Origin of the sequence: Bradyrhizobium xenonodulans (assembly GCF_027594865.1) — a bacterium.
Classification (GTDB): domain Bacteria; phylum Pseudomonadota; class Alphaproteobacteria; order Rhizobiales; family Xanthobacteraceae; genus Bradyrhizobium; species Bradyrhizobium xenonodulans.
The window spans coordinates 125,026-141,030 of record NZ_CP089391.1 but is presented as its reverse complement, the minus strand read 5'-3'; the positions used below and the strand labels follow the sequence as shown (position 1 = coordinate 141,030).

General features: G+C 64.2%; 14 protein-coding genes and 1 tRNA gene. 10 read left to right on the top strand and 5 right to left on the bottom strand.

What is annotated here, in order from left to right:
- Window positions 1-79: 79 nt before the first annotated feature.
- Window positions 80-1,255 carry a tRNA epoxyqueuosine(34) reductase QueG gene (queG, locus tag I3J27_RS00630; RefSeq protein ID WP_270164233.1) on the bottom strand — a complete coding sequence of 392 codons (1,176 nt, stop codon included), beginning with the start codon at window positions 1,253-1,255 and terminating at the stop codon, window positions 80-82.
- The gene (locus I3J27_RS00625) at window positions 1,204-1,896 is read right to left on the bottom strand and encodes a glutathione S-transferase family protein (protein ID WP_270164232.1); all 693 of its coding nucleotides are present in this window, start codon (window positions 1,894-1,896) and stop codon (window positions 1,204-1,206) included. Before I3J27_RS00625 ends, queG begins: the two co-directional genes overlap by 52 nt.
- 169 nt (window positions 1,897-2,065) lie before the next feature.
- Between I3J27_RS00625 and I3J27_RS00620 the strand changes: the two genes are divergently transcribed.
- The 3 genes from I3J27_RS00620 (at window position 2,066) to I3J27_RS00610 (ending at window position 5,048) form a co-directional block, all read left to right on the top strand.
- Entirely contained in the window at window positions 2,066-2,872 is an 807-nt protein-coding gene (locus tag I3J27_RS00620; RefSeq protein ID WP_270164231.1) for an undecaprenyl-diphosphate phosphatase, read from the top strand.
- A 100-nt stretch (window positions 2,873-2,972) separates the two neighbouring features.
- The gene (locus I3J27_RS00615; RefSeq protein WP_270164230.1) at window positions 2,973-4,304 is read left to right on the top strand and encodes an FAD-binding oxidoreductase; all 1,332 of its coding nucleotides are present in this window, start codon (window positions 2,973-2,975) and stop codon (window positions 4,302-4,304) included.
- Window positions 4,305-4,307: 3 nt separating this feature from the next.
- Window positions 4,308-5,048, top strand: a complete 741-nt coding sequence (locus I3J27_RS00610; RefSeq protein WP_270164229.1) for an SDR family oxidoreductase — start codon at window positions 4,308-4,310, stop codon at window positions 5,046-5,048.
- 162 nt (window positions 5,049-5,210) lie between these two features.
- Here the strand turns inward: I3J27_RS00610 and I3J27_RS00605 are convergent, their stop codons facing one another.
- Complete coding sequence (locus tag I3J27_RS00605; RefSeq protein ID WP_270164228.1) at window positions 5,211-6,176, bottom strand: complex I NDUFA9 subunit family protein; 966 nt, start codon at window positions 6,174-6,176, stop codon at window positions 5,211-5,213.
- Window positions 6,177-6,326: 150 nt separating this feature from the next.
- Between I3J27_RS00605 and I3J27_RS00600 the strand changes: the two genes are divergently transcribed.
- A tRNA-Leu gene (locus I3J27_RS00600) sits at window positions 6,327-6,413 on the top strand.
- Between the two features lie 644 nt (window positions 6,414-7,057).
- Here I3J27_RS00600 and I3J27_RS00595 read toward each other — a convergent pair.
- The gene (locus I3J27_RS00595; RefSeq protein ID WP_270164227.1) at window positions 7,058-7,414 is read right to left on the bottom strand and encodes a hypothetical protein; all 357 of its coding nucleotides are present in this window, start codon (window positions 7,412-7,414) and stop codon (window positions 7,058-7,060) included.
- Between the two features lie 278 nt (window positions 7,415-7,692).
- Window positions 7,693-8,964: an MFS transporter gene (locus I3J27_RS00590; RefSeq protein ID WP_270164226.1), complete on the bottom strand. Its 1,272-nt coding sequence runs from the start codon at window positions 8,962-8,964 to the stop codon at window positions 7,693-7,695.
- Between the two features lie 276 nt (window positions 8,965-9,240).
- Between I3J27_RS00590 and I3J27_RS00585 the strand changes: the two genes are divergently transcribed.
- From I3J27_RS00585 to rpoN, 6 genes are all read left to right on the top strand, one after another.
- Window positions 9,241-10,596, top strand: coding sequence for a UbiA family prenyltransferase (locus I3J27_RS00585; protein ID WP_270164225.1), 1,356 nt, complete (start codon window positions 9,241-9,243; stop codon window positions 10,594-10,596).
- A 118-nt stretch (window positions 10,597-10,714) separates the two neighbouring features.
- A complete protein-coding gene (locus I3J27_RS00580; protein ID WP_270164224.1) occupies window positions 10,715-11,329 on the top strand; it encodes a ribonuclease D in 615 nt (204 codons plus the stop codon).
- 174 nt (window positions 11,330-11,503) lie between these two features.
- Complete coding sequence (lptC, locus tag I3J27_RS00575; protein ID WP_270164223.1) at window positions 11,504-12,223, top strand: LPS export ABC transporter periplasmic protein LptC; 720 nt, start codon at window positions 11,504-11,506, stop codon at window positions 12,221-12,223.
- 5 nt (window positions 12,224-12,228) lie between these two features.
- A complete protein-coding gene (locus tag I3J27_RS00570) occupies window positions 12,229-12,957 on the top strand; it encodes an LptA/OstA family protein (RefSeq protein WP_270164222.1) in 729 nt (242 codons plus the stop codon).
- 259 nt (window positions 12,958-13,216) lie between these two features.
- Window positions 13,217-14,254 (top strand): LPS export ABC transporter ATP-binding protein, encoded by a 1,038-nt coding sequence (lptB, locus tag I3J27_RS00565; RefSeq protein ID WP_270164221.1) that lies wholly within the window; start codon window positions 13,217-13,219, stop codon window positions 14,252-14,254.
- Window positions 14,255-14,344: 90 nt separating this feature from the next.
- The gene (rpoN, locus tag I3J27_RS00560) at window positions 14,345-15,967 is read left to right on the top strand and encodes an RNA polymerase factor sigma-54 (protein WP_270164220.1); all 1,623 of its coding nucleotides are present in this window, start codon (window positions 14,345-14,347) and stop codon (window positions 15,965-15,967) included.
- The last annotated feature ends 38 nt before the right edge of the window (window positions 15,968-16,005 follow it).

The window sequence follows — 16,005 nt, the reverse complement described above, 5'->3', positions numbered from 1 at the left end:
CGGGAATGGGTGGGGAAATCAAGGGTCGCCGCAAAAACCGCTGTCATCACCCGCGAAGGCGGGGAATGACGGCGGAGGGTCAGGAAGCGGTTCGCCACTCCTCGCGCACGCTTTCGTCGCGTTCGTCGTCCATCGCGGCAGATCGCGTCGTCGCAAACTCTTCTCGCTCCGCCAACTGCCCCAGCGCCCACACCGCAGCGCCACGTACCAGCGCGCTCGTATCGTTGAGCAATCGCCGCGCCTCTTCCGCCAGTGCGGCATCGCCCGAGTTACCAATCGCAATCAGCACATTGCGCAAAAAGCGGTCGCGGCCGATGCGCTTCACCGGCGACTTCGTGAACAGCGCACGGAACGCGGCGTCGTCGAGCCGCGCAAGTTCGGCAAGCGTCGGCGCGCGCAATTCATCACGCGCGGCAAGCTTGGCCTCGCGGCCCTCCTGCGCGAACTTGTTCCAGGGACACGCCGCGAGGCAATCGTCGCAGCCATAGATGCGGTTGCCGATGCTCTTGCGAAATTCGTGCGGGATCGGGCCTTTGTTCTCGATGGTCAGATACGAGATGCAGCGCCGCGCATCGAGCTTGTAGGGTGCGGGGAATGCCGACGTCGGGCAGATGTCGAGGCAGGCCCGGCACGAGCCGCAATGATCGATCTCGGCGTCGTCGCGCGGCAGCTCGAGCGTGGTGTAGATCGCGCCGAGAAACAGCCATGAGCCGAATTCACGCGAGACCAGATTGGTGTGCTTGCCCTGCCAGCCGAGACCCGCGGTTTGCGCTAAGGGCTTCTCCATCACGGCCGCGGTGTCGACGAACACTTTGACCTCGGACGACGCGGTCGCGACCAGCCAGCGCGCCAGTGCCTTCAGCCGTTTCTTGATCAGATCGTGATAGTCGTCACCCTGCGCATAGACCGAGATCGCCGCGTGCGAGTGCTGCTTGAGGATCGCGAGCGGATCCTGGTCGGGGCCATAATTGACGCCGAGCATGATCACCGAGCGCACGTCGGCCCACAGCCCGCGCGGATCGACGCGGCGCTCGGGCTGCGCCGCAAGCCAGTCCATGTCGCCATGGCCGCCCGAGGCGATGAATTCGAGGAAATGCTTTCCGGCGTTTTCAATTGTGCCGGGTTCGGTGATGCCGATGCAGTCGAAGCCGAGCGCACGCGCTTCGCGCGCGAGCGCCGTCTTCAGTTCAGTCGGATCGGAGTTCAGAAATCCAGGTCCACGTAGGTCCGCGACGCCGGCACGCCCGCCAGCCATTCGCTCAGCAGCGGGCGGAACGACGGGCGGGATTTCACCCGTGCGTACCACGCCTTTGCCGCGTCGTCCTCGCTCCATGGCACGTCGCCCAGATAGTCGATCGCCGAGAGATGCGCCGCGGCGGCGAGATCCGCGTAAGTGAGCCGGTCGCCGGCGAGGAAGTTACGTGTCTGCGCCAGCCAGCCGATATAGGCCAGATGATAGCGCACGTTGGCCTTGGCCGCGCGCATCACGTCGGCCGAGGGCGCGCCGCCGCCGCTCTCCTCGCTCATGAAACGCTTGTAGATGCGCTCGGTAACGAGAGGGTGCGAGACCTCCTCGAAGAACTTTTCGTTGAACCAGGCCATCAGCCGGCGCACCTCGACGCGCTCGGCGACCGTCTCCGGCATCAGGCGCTTGGGTCCCATTTCGGCGCCATAGGCCTCGTCGACATATTCGGCGATGATGGCCGCGCCCGGGATCGGCGGCTGTTCGTCGTCCACCATGACAGGCGTGGTGCCGGCCGCATTGAGCAGCAGAAACGCCTCGCGCCGCTCCCAGCTGCGCTCCTCGACCAGCTTCAGATCGAGCCCGTATTCGCCCGCGATCAGACGGATGAAGCGCGAATGCGGGCAGAACGGATGATGAAACAGCGTAAACATGAAGCCTTTGACTATTTGATGGTGCTTAAGAATCCATCAATGTTTGTGCGGCGCCACACTAGTCCTTCAAAACCGCGAGGCAAGGGCGTGAGGGCGCATTTTGCGATTGCGGCATTAGGGGGAATAGGCGAGAAGAGCCCCGCTTTTCCAGCCGAAATGGACCGTAAATATGTCAGATGCAATACGGGCAGTGATCCTCGGTATCATCGAGGGTGTGACCGAGTTCCTTCCCGTGTCCTCGACCGGCCACCTTCTGCTCGCGGAGCGCTTCTTCCATCTCGGCGAAGGCGCGTTCTGGGATTCGTTTACGGTTCTGATCCAGCTCGGCGCGATCCTCGCGATCGTCGTGTTGTATTTCAAGAAATTGTGGGACGTGGCGATCGGCATGTTCACGGGCGACGCCTATGCGCGCCGCTTCGTGATCGGCGTGCTGGTGGCGTTCCTGCCTGCCGTGATCGTCGGCCTCGTCGCCGGCAAATACATCAAGAGCATGCTGTTCAATCCGTGGGTGGTGTGCTTCTCGCTGATCGTCGGCGGCGCCATTCTGTTGTGGGTCGATCGGCTCGACCTCAAGGCGCGCGAGCATGACGCCACCAAATTTCCGCTGCTGATGTATCTCTATATCGGCATTGCGCAGTGCGTCGCCATGATCCCGGGCGTGTCGCGCTCCGGCGCCAGCATCGTCGCTGCGATGTTCCTGGGCGCCGACAAGCGCGCGGCGGCGGAGTTCTCGTTCTTCCTCGCCATCCCCACCATGATCGGCGCGTTCGCCTACGACTTCTACAAGAACCGCTCCGAGATGACGATGGACCACATGGGCATCGTCGCGATCGGCTTCGTGGTGTCGTTCATCACCGCGATCATCGTGGTGAAGACGTTCCTGGGGTACGTCACCCGCCATGGGTTTGCGGTGTTCGCCTGGTGGCGCGTCATCGTCGGCACGCTCGGCCTGATCGCGCTGGCGCTGGGGCGTTAACCTCTCAAAAACTCGCTGATACGCTTCAACGTAATATAAGCTTTTGATCGGTAGGCAGTTTCCAGAGCAGGGCGGCGGCGCCCCGCACAGGAGCTGAACCATGACCCTCGTCAGCGGCTGGGGGCGTTTCCCGGTCGTCGATAGCGATGTGCTGCGGCCACGGTCGTTCGAGGCCGTCGGCGAAGCTGTCGCCGGGATGGCCGGCTCGGTGGCGCGGGGCAACGGCCGCGCCTATGGCGATGCCGCGATCGGCGCCGTCAGGACCATTGGGATGACCGGGTTCGACCGGGTCAGGTCATTCGACCCCGCGACCGGACGCGTCCGTCTCGAAGCCGGCGTGCTGCTGTCGGACCTGATCGACACGTTTGGCCCGCGCGGTTTCCTGCCTTTCGTCGTGCCCGGCACGCGCTTCGTTTCGGTCGGCGGCGCCATCGCCGCGGACGTTCACGGCAAGAACCATCATTGCGAGGGCGGCTTCGGCCGCTATGTCGACAGCATCCTGCTGCGCACCGGGCAGGGCGAGATCCTCGAGGTCTCGCGCGAACAAAATTCCGATGCCTTCTTCGCGACCGTCGGCGGCATGGGTCTCACCGGCGTGATCCTGGAAGCGACGATGCGGTTGCGGCCGGTCGAAACGGGGTGGATCCGCGAGCGCGTGATCTCCGCATCCGATCTCGACGCTGCCATGCGCGCGCTCGATGCGGGCGATGCCGTGACCTATTCGGTGGCGTGGATCGATTGCGCCGCGCGCGGCCGTGATCTCGGCCGCTCGCTGATCTATCTCGGTGAGCACGCCGGCAAGGACGAGCTTGCGCGCGATGCCGTTGCATTTCCCGCCGGCAAAAATCCCGGCCTCAGCGTGCCCATCGACCTGCCGTCGATGACGCTGAACCGATACAGCATCCGCGCCTTCAACGAGCTCTATTACCGCATGGGCGCGCGGCGCGCCGGCGGCAGCCACGTGGTCTCGCTCTATCCCTATTTCTTTCCGCTCGACAGCATCGCGGACTGGAATCGCATCTATGGACGACGCGGCTTCCTCCAGCATCAATGCGTGATTCCGGAGCAGGGCGCGCGCGCCGTGCTCGGCGAGATCCTCGACCGCGTCTCCAGGCGCGGCGATGCCTCCTTCCTCGCGGTGCTCAAGAAGCTCGGCCAGGGTGACGGCATTTTGTCGTTCCCGCTGCCCGGTTACACGCTGGCGCTGGATTTCCCGCTGAAGGGCGACATCCTGAATTTCCTCGACGAGATCGATCGTCTCGTCGTCGCCGCCGGCGGCCGGCTTTATCTCGCCAAGGATGCGCGCCAGTCGCGCGCGACGTTCGAGGCCGGCTATCCCGCTCTGTCGCGCTTCAACGCGATCCGCAAATCGCTCGATCCTGCCTGCAACATCCGCTCGAAGCTTTCACAACGCCTGTTCGATGAGGTCTAGGCCGTGACGTCACGCAAAACCGTTTTGGTGCTCGGTGGCTCCTCTGATATCGGCCGCGCCGCCGCGCGCGCCTTCGCCAAGGCGGGGTACGATGTCGGCCTCGCAGGCCGCGACATCGCCGCGCTGGAGCCTGACGCCGCCGATCTGCGCGCGCGCTACAATATCGAGGTCGGCCTCCACAAATTCGATGCGCTCGACACCGCTTCGTTCGAGAGCTTTGTCGGCGGTCTTTCGGCATTGCCTGACGTCGTCGTCTCGATCGTCGGCCTGCTCGGTGTGCAGCAAAATGCCGAGAGCGATTTCGCGCACGCCACGACGATCATGCGTTCCAACTACGAAGGCCCGTCACTGATCCTCGGCCTGTTCGCCGAAAAATTTCTGGTGCGCGGCAACGGCACGATCGTCGGTGTGTCGTCGGTTGCGGGCGATCGCGGCCGCGCCTCGAACTATGTCTACGGCTCGGCCAAAGCCGGCTTCTCCGCCTTCCTGTCGGGCCTGCGCGCCCGCGCCAGTCGCGGCGGCGTTCACGTCGTCACCGTAAAACCTGGTTTCGTCCGCACCAAGATGACGGAAGGCATGAAGCTGATCGGTCCGCTCACCGTCGAAGCGCCTGTCGTCGGCGATGCGATCCTGAGCGCCGTCGAGAAGAAGACGGATGTCGTCTATGTCAGCGGCAAATGGCGTCTCGTGATGCTCATCATCAAGACGCTGCCGGAAGCGGTGTTCAAGAAGCTGAAGTTTTGACGAAGGAAATGGCTGTTGCCGCGCTGACGGTGTGCTCCCTCGCCCGCTTGCGGAAGAGGGCAGGGGAGAGGGTCTCTCCACAGAGAGACTCCCGATGAGGAGAAAGCCCTCACCCGCCGCTTCGCGGCGACCTCTCCCGCAAGCGGGAGAGGTGAACAAGCCTCAAGCGTTCTTGCGCTGGAACTGGCCCTGCGGGCGGAAACGCCAGAGATATTGCGGGGCGATCGCTTCCAGCGAATCGGCCGTAATGCCGAGGCCTTCCAGCGTCAGGCCGGCGGCCTTCGCCGCATCCGACACGACATTGTCGCGCTCGAGCAGCGTGACCTGGTCCGGCGTGAGCTTGAACGCGCCCGGTGCGAATTGCAGGAAGTTGGCCTTGAAGCGGGCGAGCCCGAACGGCAGCGGCACCAGCATCGGCTTGCGATCGGCGATGGCGAGGATGGCCTCGATGATCTCGCGCATGGTCAGAACTTCCGGCCCGCCGAGCTCATAGGTGGCGCCGGCTTTGGCCTTGCCGTCGACCGCATCGGCGATCGCGGTGGCGACGTCGCCGACATAGACCGGCTGCATCTTCGTCTCGCCGCCGATCAGCGGCAGCACCGGCGACATCCGCGCCAGCGCGGCAAAACGGTTGGTGAACTGGTCCTCGGGGCCGAACATCACGGACGGGCGGAAGATCGTGGCTGAGGGCACCGCGGCCAGTACCGCGGCTTCGCCTGCCGCCTTGGCCTTGGCGTAGCGCGAGGGCGATTCGGCATCGGCGCCGATCGCGGAGACATGCACCAGCCGGGCTCCTGCCGCCGCGGCCGCCCTGGCGACCGTCTCGGCGCCCTTGGCCTGGACGGCGTCAAAGCTCTGCGCGCCGCCCTCGGCGAGGATGCCGACCAGGTTGATCACGACATCCGAATCACGCAGCGCCGCCTCGACCGAGGCCGGGTAGCGCAGATTGGCCTGCACGACGTGGACCTGCCCGACCTTGCCGGAGGGCTGGAGGTATCCGGCGAGTTCCGGCCGCCGCACCGCGACCCGGACCCGGTAATCCCGCCGGCACAGCGCGCGGACGACATTCCGGCCCAAAAACCCCGATCCGCCGAAAACCGTGACGAGAGTTTCCAGATTCGATGCCATGGGGGTCGATTCCTAAAGGAGAGTGCGCCTGACGAGGCTTGTATCGGGCCGGTTTGCGATGCGCAATCGGCAAGCCGAAACAGCGCTCAAGCATGAATTGACAACGGCGTCACCGAACCGTAGTAACCGCCTCCGTGCCCCAAACGGCATGCCCAGGTGGTGGAATTGGTAGACGCGCTGGCTTCAGGTGCCAGTGGCTTAACGGCCGTGAAGGTTCGAGTCCTTTCCTGGGCACCATCAACTTCTTGATGTGAAGCAATTCCAAGAAGTTATGCCCTTTCAGTGTGTTGCGCTGGCCCCCACTATGCAACAATGGGGAGTAACATTGCTGTTCAGGGTTGTTCGGCCGATGCGCCAGGACGGGTCTCGCTTTCCTCCTTTCGTGCGTGAAGATAGGCCCGAGCAGGGCTGCAGCGACCAAGACCACGACATAACCGGCCCGCTCCAAAATCAGCAGCGCTTTGAGGTTCCTCTGAATGCGAGTGACCGTCGCCAGGAATATGGCCGGTGTGCTCACGAGAAGGATGGCAACTCGCTGCGGCTGTCACCAACGGACTTACATTCCCCAGTTCGGATAACGATTGTCATACGCTCGATCCAGTGGCGCTGGCTGAACGGTCGGGATCCGAGGCCTATGCGGTGCGTGGGCAAAACCCGGAACAGTACCTGCGACGACGCTTTGGTTCGTGCGAACAACGGCATGTCGGCGATGTGAGTGAGACGCCGCGGCGGCGCTAATGGATGCGCACAGAGTGATCACAAGGCACAGGACCGAAACAGAACGCATCGCATCCTCCGATTCGCGCGGCTTGCGCAATCCGCCGATCGACTCAAATCGGTCATCGGGGCTTACCCATGGTCTCGGCAGTTCGGGTTCGCGCCTAATCGATCGTCGCATTCACCGTCATGACTGATCTTCCTGAGCCGTACGGACCTTTTCCTTCACCATAGATGGCAAACGTATCGTTGCCCTTGTATCCGGATGCAGCGGTGTACCTGAACGTCGTTACGTTCAGCTGCCTGAGCGTCCCGTGCGCAGGCTTCCGGGAAACGCCCGAGCTATGCATCGCTCCTGGAATCCGCATCGGAAAATTGCACGTTTCACCCGACCTGACCGCGACGTAGGCCGTCATGTCGACGCCAAACGCGGACGGATGACCGGTGACCCGGCAGTCGGAGACAGCGAAAGCCGAAACCGGCGTCAAGCTCAGTAGAGCTGCCATTGCCAACACGCGCATGCTCGTCTCCTGCGGGGATGAGGTGACATCCGGCAATTGATGTCGAAGCATTGGGATGGCCGTTGATCTGAATCAACATGCTGACCAGTGGCGACGAAGTGATTGAATAGGCAAACCGCCGACTTCTGCTGTTGGCTCTCGACAGACCTTGCTCGTGGTGCGGCGGATGTCGGCCTTCCGCCAAAGCAGACCCCAGTAGGCTCGGTCGTTCTGCGGCGCGCTACCCCAATAAGGGCGGCGATCACCGCATCGCCGCGGCCCGTTGCCGGGCGACCCCCTCACACCATCCTTCTCCCCGCCCGCTCCGCCACCGCCCTCTGCACGAAATACATCGCCACCAGCGAGACCATCGCAGAGGCGACGACGACGTAGCCGATCCGGTCGAAATGGAGCAGCGTTCCGTCCGGCGCCTGCGCGATGATCGCGCCGGCGAGCATCGAGCCGAGACCGCCGGAGAGCTGCTGAAGCGAGGCGCTGATCGCGCTGAACGAGCCGCGCTGGCTCTGGTCGGGGATTGCCGACATCAGCGCCTGCGACGGGATCATGCGCGAGAAGATGCCGACGAACATCAGCACGTTGACCAGGATCGCGGTGGTCAGCGAGACGTGGCCGAGATGGGTGTAGATCAGCACCATGATCACCGACACCACGCTGCCGAACACGAAGGTCGGGTATTTGCCGAACGTATCGCTCGCTCTCCCGACCAGCGGCCCCGTGACGATGCTGAACAGGCCCGAGACGAGATAGATCGTCGGCAGGTGCAGAATGTCGATGCCGAGATTGTTCACGGTGAAGGCGCTGGAGAACGGCATCAGCATGTAGCCGCCGGTCGCCAGCAGGGTCGTGACCGCGAAGGCCAACGTGTAGCGCGGCTCGAAGACCGTCGCGATCAGATGGTGGAACGGGTTTCTGTCCTGCTTCAGCTTCAGATGCGCGTCGACCGGCTCCATCGCGAAGATGATGATTGCGATCGCGGCGATCGACAGGCCGACGATCGCAATGAAGCAGACATGCCAGTTCCAGTGATTGGCGAGAAACAGCCCCGCGGGAATGCCGAGCACCTGGCTGGCAGCGAACGCGGTCTGGACGAAGCCCATCACCCGGCCGCGCAGATGCAGCGGGAACAGATCGGTGATGATGGCCAGCACGACCGAGCCGATCACGCCGCCGAACAAGCCGGTCACGATCCTGCCGAGCAGCAGCACATGGTAATTCTGCGCGGCGGCGCAGAGCAGGGTGCCGAGCGCGAAGCCGACATAGAAGAACAGCAGCAAGCGCTTGCGATCGAAGCGATCGGCAAAGCCGGCCGCGAGGATCCCCGACAGTCCCGCGCTGAACGCGTAGGCCGACACCGCGATGCCGAATTGGGTGGCCGTGATGTCGAGCGCGGGCATCAGGATGGCGCCGAGCGGCGACATGATGATGAAGTCGAGAATGATCGTGAACTGCGTGAACGCGAGCAGCGCAATGAGGAGCGCCTGGTAGCGCGAAAAGCCGCGCTGGCGTTCCTGCTGGTCGTCGAGAGGCGCGGCGAGCGTCTGTTCGGTCATGGCACCTGATTCATGGTGAGCGGGCGGGAAATTGGCAGATAGGGTGGGTCGGAGCGGTTTTCACGGGGCGCACGCTGAAAGCTCTGGCGGAACACGAAGCTCCCGCTGGGTTGTGGGATCCGGGCAACAGCTGGCGGCCCGGCAGCCGGCCCCTCGTCCCGGCGAATTAAGCCGCCCTTAGCGAATGCCCCCTAGGCTCGCGGCCGTCCATTTCCCTGCTCCCCGGCCTCCCCCGTCCTTGGGCCGGTCATGTTGCGGTCAATAGAGCGTTTTCGGATGGAGCAGCCTGCCCGGCAGTACGATTCTGGCGCGCCCACCCCGTCGGCCACGGTGGCGGCCGCGCGGACGCTCGTCGTCGATCTCGAAGGCGCCCTGCTGCGGTCCGAGCTGCTGATGGAAGCGCTGTTCTCCAGTCCCGGGCGCATGCTGGCCCGCTTCGGCGCGGGCGGACGTCCTGGCATGGCCGCGCTCACGGCTATCCTGGCGCAGGCCAAGATCGACTACGCCCATCTGCCCTATGAGCCCGATGTGCTGAACCAGGCGCTGGCGGCGCGGGCACGGGGCGAGAAGATCTATCTGGTTGCCGGTCGCTTTGCCGGTCATGCCGCGGGCATCGCTGCGCATCTCGGTTTTGATGGCGTCGTGACGCCGGCCGATCTCGCTGGCGGCGACAAGCTGCCGTTCGATCGTGGCTCCATCGAGCGCATCGAGAGTCGCAGCAGCAACAGTGCGAGCCTGAAGACGTCTCGTTTGAAGACCTCTAGCTTGAAGACCTGGGCGAAGGCGCTGCGGGTCTATCAATACGCCAAGAACACGCTGGTGTTCGTGCCTGCCGTCACCGCGCATCAGATGAATCTTGCGACGCTCAGCTCGGCGCTGCTGGCGTTCCTGGCGTTCTCGGCCTGCGCGTCGGGCGCCTATCTGATGAACGATCTGCTGGATCTCTCAGCCGACCGGCAGCACCCGACCAAGCGTCACCGCGCGCTCGCGGCAGGCGATTTGCCGATCTCGTCCGCACTGCTCGCAATCCCCGCGCTGTGGCTGTTCGCGGTCGTGGCCTCGCTCTGCATCTCGCCGCTGTTCCTCGGCGTGCTCGGCGCCTATCTCGCCACCACCATCGCCTATTCGCTCGTGCTCAAGCGCAAGATGCTGGTCGACGTCGTCACGCTCGCCGGCCTCTACAGCCTGCGCATCATCGCCGGCGCGGTCGCCGTCGGCGTGGTGCTATCGGAATGGCTGCTGATCTTCTCGCTGTTCGTGTTCACCTCGCTGGCGCTGATCAAGCGCTTCAGCGAGCTCAGCATGCGCGAGAGCGCGGGCCTCGCCGATCCCTCCAACCGCGACTACCGCGTCACCGATCTGCACATCATCGGCGCGATGGCGGCGGCGAGCGCGATGAACGCGGTGACCGTGTTCTCGCTCTATGTCTCGTCGTCAGCGGTGATGCCGCTATACAGCCGGGCCTGGATGCTGTGGCTGCTCAACCCGCTGCTGCTCTACTGGTTCGGCCGCGCCCTGATGATGGCGCATCGCCGCGAAATGCCCGACGATCCCATTATCTACGCCTTCCGCGACGGCCCCAGCCGCATCACGGTCGCGGCGATGATCTGCATCATGCTGGCGGCGATCTGATCGGGCCTTTTTAGGGCCAACCCGCGCTTGCGCGGACCGCCCCCACTGGCTAAATCGCAACCCGTCCGATTAGCTTATGATGCCGACCGACCGATTCGACCCAAGGTTTTGAAACGCCATGACCGTACGCCTGCACCGCGGCGACCTGCCCGACCTCACGCGCTACACCACAGCGGTGGCGATCGACACCGAGACCATGGGGCTGAACCCGCACCGTGACCGCCTCTGCGTGGTGCAGCTTTCGCCCGGCGACGGCAGCGCCGACGTGGTGCAGATCCCCAAGGGCCACACCGATGCGCCGAACCTGAAGGCCCTGCTGGCCAATCCAGCCATCACAAAAATCTTCCACTTCGCGCGGTTCGACGTCGCGGTGCTGTACCAGACCTTCGGCGTCATGACCGGGCCGATCTATTGCACCAAGATTGCCTCCCGCCTGACCCGCACCTACACCGACCGCCATGGCCTCAAGGATCTCGTGCGCGAGGTGCTCAATGTCGATCTCTCCAAGCAGCAGCAGTCCAGCGACTGGGGTTCCGACAGCCTGACCGAGCCGCAGCTCGCCTACGCCGCCTCCGACGTGCTGCATCTGCACGCCTTGCGCGAGCGGCTCGATGCCATGCTGGTCCGGGAAGGCCGCACTGCGCTGGCAAAAGCCTGTTTCGACTTCCTGCCGACCCGCTGCCTGCTCGACCTCCAGGGCTGGGCCGAAGAGGACATTTTCGCACATTCCTGAACCGGTCTGCGGCGGTTAGGCTCGGGCTGTCGCCCCGTTTCGGACACTTTCGTGCGGCCTGTCCAAGGCTGATATGTCCAAGGCTCCTACGTCCAAGGCTGCATATCTTGGCGGCGCCGGGTACAATGGCCCGCCCTCTAGACCGGACAAGGCGAGCGACACCCTGGAGCAGCGGTGAATTCGGCCCACAATCCCACCTACGACGCCGCGCTTGCGGCGAAGTTTGCCAGCGCGGCGCGCCATAGCCGCCTGGTGCGGATTCTGCGCGTCGCGGTGCCGGTGACGGTGGCTGCGTCCATGGCCGCGATCGTCGCCGTCTCGACCTTCCTCAATCCCTTCCAGATCCCCGTGAAGCTCGACTCCGGAAATCTCGTGGTGACGGGCACCAAGATCACGATGGAATCGCCGCACATGTCCGGCTTCACACCGGACCAGCGGCCCTACGAGCTCTGGGCCAAGACTGCGACACAGGACATCACCGACCCCGATCATGTCGATCTCACCGATCTGCGCGCGAAGGTGCTGATGGAGGATCAATCCACCATGTTCCTCGATGCCCGCACCGGCCGCTTCGACAACAAGCAGCAGCAGCTCGACCTGCACAAGGACATCTTCCTGCGCACCTCGACCGGCTATGAGGCACGGCTGAACTCCGCCTTCGTCGACATGAACAAGGGCACGGTCTCCTCGGATGAGCGTGTCGACGTCAAGCTGACCAACGGCACGCTGACGGCCGACCGGCTGCGCATCACCGAAGGCGGCGACGTGATCCGTTTCGAAGGCAATGTGGTGATGCATCTGGACAAGCTGGACGATCCCGCTGTTCAGCCTGCGCCGGCCGAGCCCGCGCCGCCGCCGCCGAAGTCCAAGAACAAATCTGCCAATTCAAAGTGATTTTCATGATCAGGCTTTTTCCGCGCGCTGAAGACAAACCTAGCGCCATCATCGGTGCGGCCGCGCTTGCCGCGGCTGTCGCGCTGATCGCAACGGGTGCCTCCGTCGCGCAGAGCACGATGCAGGGCGTGCCCAACGCGATGCAGGGCTTTTCGCAAAACCGCGATCAGCCGATCCAGATCGAAGCTGCCTCGCTCGAGATGCGCGACAAGAAGAAGGAAGCGACCTTCTCCGGCAATGTGAAGGTCATTCAGGGCGACACCACCATGACCTCGAAGACGCTGGTGGTGTTTTACGAGTCGGGCGGCGGTGACAAGCCGGCCACGCCGCAGCCTGCGGCGAAGGCGGCCAAGGGCGCGCCGATGCAGTCGGCAACGCCCGGCCCTGGCGGCAGCTCCTCGATCAAGCGGCTGGAGGCGCGCGGCAATGTCGTCGTCACCCAGAAGGACCAGGTGGTGACCGGCGAGACCGCGGTCTTCGACACCAAAACCAATCAGATCACCATGCTCGGCGGCGTGGTCCTGACGCAGTGCAAGAACGTGCTGCGCGGCGACCGGCTGGCCGTCGACATGACGACAGGTGTCTCGCGCGTCGAATCCGACAGTGGCCGTGTTCAGGCGCTGCTGCCGCAGGGCGGCGGCAATGATTGCGGGCCGGGCGGCCAAGGAGGCCAAGGAGGCAAGCCCGGTGCGGGTTCGCCCCTGCAATTGCCCGGCGCGAGCAAGCCGAAATAATTTCCAAAGGTAACTTCCAAGAATAACTTCAATGGCTTGAGCCGGATGCGGCCGATCCGAGGTTGAAGCTTGCCCGGCGAGACTGTATCTAGCGCGCAGGGCTTTCGAAGCGGGGTCCGCCGCTTTTCGGGCGTGTTTCACTGGGCATGAGACATCCCTTCATTCATGCTGCGTCGGCGCATCGAGAGGCCGGCGCGGCAGATTGCGCGAGCACCGCGCGAAAATCGCGCAAGAACCGCGAAAAGGCTGGAAGGCGGGGATGGTCGATCTATTCAGCATGTTCCGTCGGCGCCCCGCCAAACGCGGCCGGCCAGGATTTGCGCGTCGGGACATTACCGCGCTCGGTGACAGCGTCGGCGGTCTCGTGCCCAGCCCTGTCAGGGACGCGCCGCCGATCTCTCGTGACCAGCCGATGCATGCGCCCGACCAATTCCAAGGCGATTATCAAGGCAACTATCAAGACGACTATCAGGCCGACTACCAAACCGAGCCGCCGCCGCGGGCCCAGACTGTCCACCCGGTCAGGACCGCCAGCCGGCCCAATGGCTCCGGGGGGCCCCAGCTCCTGAAGCGGCCGGGTTTCCTGGCTGTGCATAGCGTGGAAAAGAGTTTCGGCAGCCGCCAGGTCGTGCGCGGCGTCAGCATCTATGTGCGCCGCGGCGAGGCGGTCGGCCTGCTCGGTCCGAACGGCGCCGGCAAGACCACCGTGTTCTACATGATCACCGGCCTCATCAAGCCCGATCGCGGGGCGATCGAGCTCGACGGCCACGACGTCACCAAGCTCCCGATGTATCAGCGCGCGCGGCTCGGCATCGGCTATCTGCCGCAGGAAGCCTCGATTTTCCGCGGCCTCACCGTCGAGCAGAACATCCGCGCCGTGCTCGAAGTGGTCGAGCCTTCGCGCAAGAAGCGCGAGCAGCAGCTCGACTCGCTGCTCGACGAATTCAACATCACGCGCCTGCGGAAATCGCCGTCGATCGCGCTGTCCGGCGGCGAGCGTCGCCGCGTCGAGATCGCGCGCGCGCTGGCGACGCGTCCGAACTACATGCTGCTCGACGAGCCCTTCGCGGGCATCGATCCGATCGCGGTCGGCGACATTCAGGACCTCGTCCGCCATCTCACCAACCGCGGCATCGGCGTCTTGATCACCGACCACAATGTGCGTGAGACGCTCGGCCTCACCGATCGCGCCTACATCGTCTATGCCGGTGAAATCTTGACCGAGGGTAGCCCGGATGAGATCGTTGCCGATCCGGACGTTCGCCGCCTTTACCTTGGCGAGGAATTCCGCCTCTAGCCCTTTTTTCCAGTTCGTCAAGCCGTGTACATCGGGCTGAGACTAGGATAAGCAAAAATCGGACCAACTTTTGGGATCGGTTCTTGCTTCATGGCGCTAACGCAGAGATTAGAGTTCCGGCAATCGCAGTCGCTGGTCATGACGCCGCAGCTGATGCAGGCGATCAAGCTGCTGCAATTGTCCAATCTCGATCTCACCACCTTCGTGGAAGAGGAACTCGAGCGGAACCCCCTGCTGGAGCGGGCCAATGACGAAGCCCCCGGTGGCGAAGCCCCGGCCGAGGCCGGCCAGTTCAGCGATGGCGACGATTTCGGTGGCGGCCACAGCGACGAGCCGGGCGGCGGTCCGGGCGAGGCCTTCGAGCCGGGCCAGGAAGAATGGATGAGCAAGGATCTCGGCACTCGTGCCGAGATCGAGCAGACCCTGGACACGGGCCTCGACAACGTCTTCTCCGAGGAGCCCGCCGAAGCCGCCGCGCGCAACGCCCAGGACGCCGCGCCGACCACCTACACCGAATGGGGCGGCGGCGCCTCCGGCGACGAGGACTACAATCTCGAGGCCTTCGTCGCCGCGGAAACCACGCTTCGTGACCACCTCGCCGAGCAGCTCTCGGTGGCCTTCACGGGTCCTGCGCAGCGGATGATCGGCCAGTATTTGATCGACCTCGTCGACGAGGCCGGCTATCTGCCGCCGGACCTCGGCCAGGCTGCCGAGCGCCTGGGCGCATCGCAAGCCGACGTCGAGAACGTCCTTGCCGTGCTGCAAAAATTCGATCCGCCCGGCGTCTGTGCACGCAATTTGAGCGAATGCCTGGCGATCCAGCTCCGCGAGCTCGACCGCTACGACCCCGCGATGCAGGCGCTCGTCGAGCATCTCGATCTTCTGGCGAAGCGCGACATTGCGAGCCTGCGCAAGCTCTGCGGCGTCGACGACGAGGACATCGCCGACATGATCGGCGAGATCCGCCGCCTCAATCCCAAGCCCGGCATGAAGTTCGGCTCGGCGCGGCTCCAGACCATGGTGCCCGACGTCTACGTTCGCCCGGGCCCCGACGGCGGCTGGCATGTCGAGCTCAACAGCGACACCTTGCCGCGCGTGCTGGTCAACCAGACCTACTACTCCGAGCTGTCGAAGAAGATCGGCAAGGACGGCGACAAATCCTATTTCACCGACGCGCTCCAGAACGCGACCTGGCTGGTGCGCGCGCTCGACCAGCGCGCCCGCACCATCCTGAAAGTTGCGACGGAAATCGTCCGCCAGCAGGACGGCTTCTTCACCCACGGCGTGGCGCATTTGCGGCCGCTGAATCTGAAGGCCGTCGCCGACGCCATCCAGATGCATGAATCCACGGTGTCGCGCGTCACCGCCAACAAATACATGGCGACAAATCGCGGCACATTCGAGTTGAAATATTTCTTCACGGCCTCGATCGCCTCGGCCGACGGCGGCGAGGCGCATTCGGCGGAAGCCGTGCGCCACCACATCAAGCAGCTGATCGATTCGGAGGCGCCAGCCGCGATCCTGTCGGACGACACCATCGTGGAACGCTTGCGCGCTTCGGGCATTGATATTGCCCGCCGCACGGTTGCGAAGTACCGCGAAGCCATGCGCATTCCGTCCTCGGTGCAACGCCGCCGCGACAAGCAGAGCGCCCTTGGTAACGTCCTTTCCGCCGCAATGTCCGATCGCTCCCGCAACACCGAGCCGGCCTGATTGCGCTGGCGCGAAATCGCGCTACTCTCATCCCCCTG

Coding starts and splice junctions, on each gene's coding strand:
- I3J27_RS00615 (WP_270164230.1), top strand. CDS start 2,973: ATGACCCTCGTCAGCGGCTGGGGGCGTTTCCCGGTCGTCGATAGCGAT.
- I3J27_RS00595 (WP_270164227.1), bottom strand. CDS start 7,414: ATGCGCGTGTTGGCAATGGCAGCTCTACTGAGCTTGACGCCGGTTTCG.
- lptB (WP_270164221.1), top strand. CDS start 13,217: ATGGTCGATCTATTCAGCATGTTCCGTCGGCGCCCCGCCAAACGCGGC.
- I3J27_RS00625 (WP_270164232.1), bottom strand. CDS start 1,896: ATGTTTACGCTGTTTCATCATCCGTTCTGCCCGCATTCGCGCTTCATC.
- rpoN (WP_270164220.1), top strand. CDS start 14,345: ATGGCGCTAACGCAGAGATTAGAGTTCCGGCAATCGCAGTCGCTGGTC.
- I3J27_RS00620 (WP_270164231.1), top strand. CDS start 2,066: ATGTCAGATGCAATACGGGCAGTGATCCTCGGTATCATCGAGGGTGTG.
- I3J27_RS00580 (WP_270164224.1), top strand. CDS start 10,715: ATGACCGTACGCCTGCACCGCGGCGACCTGCCCGACCTCACGCGCTAC.
- I3J27_RS00605 (WP_270164228.1), bottom strand. CDS start 6,176: ATGGCATCGAATCTGGAAACTCTCGTCACGGTTTTCGGCGGATCGGGG.
- I3J27_RS00590 (WP_270164226.1), bottom strand. CDS start 8,964: ATGACCGAACAGACGCTCGCCGCGCCTCTCGACGACCAGCAGGAACGC.
- I3J27_RS00570 (WP_270164222.1), top strand. CDS start 12,229: ATGATCAGGCTTTTTCCGCGCGCTGAAGACAAACCTAGCGCCATCATC.
- queG (WP_270164233.1), bottom strand. CDS start 1,255: ATGGCTGGCGGGCGTGCCGGCGTCGCGGACCTACGTGGACCTGGATTT.
- I3J27_RS00585 (WP_270164225.1), top strand. CDS start 9,241: ATGGAGCAGCCTGCCCGGCAGTACGATTCTGGCGCGCCCACCCCGTCG.